The organism is Siphonobacter sp. BAB-5405 (assembly GCF_002872335.1).
Taxonomy (GTDB): Bacteria; Bacteroidota; Bacteroidia; order Cytophagales; family Spirosomataceae; genus Siphonobacter.
The window spans coordinates 1-350 of sequence record NZ_NJAG01000111.1 but is presented as its reverse complement, the minus strand read 5'-3'; the positions used below and the strand labels follow the sequence as shown (position 1 = coordinate 350).

The window sequence follows — 350 nt, the reverse complement described above, 5'->3', positions numbered from 1 at the left end:
AGTAAGGTTACTTGTGGCTTTAAAAGTCACAAGTAACCTTAATGAATTTTAGGATCTTACAAACTCGCTTAGCAGTTTATAATCATACTGGTCCGCTGCCCTAAGAGCCTCAATGTATTTCTTTCGAACTTCACTAGCACTCGATAAATCCCCTTTTCCCCAGCTGAATGCTTCCTCCTTTAACAGTTTGCTAAGAATAACATCCGCCATGAGCCGGGAATGCCGGCCATTTCCGTTAGGAAACAGGTGGATCCATACCAGGCGGTGATGAAAACGGTACGCTATTTCATCGGCTGAATAAGATTCAAATTCAATCCAGGCTTTGGTATCATCCAATAGGCGGCGTAGCT

Annotated in this window: 1 protein-coding gene; it reads right to left on the bottom strand. The window is 43.4% G+C overall.

Annotation, left to right across the window (positions count from 1 at the left end; all coding sequences use genetic code 11):
• Positions 1-48: 48 nt before the first annotated feature.
• On the bottom strand, positions 49-350 hold a 302-nt coding region (locus tag BWI97_RS26175), incomplete at its 5' end, for a mobile mystery protein B (RefSeq protein ID WP_146011062.1).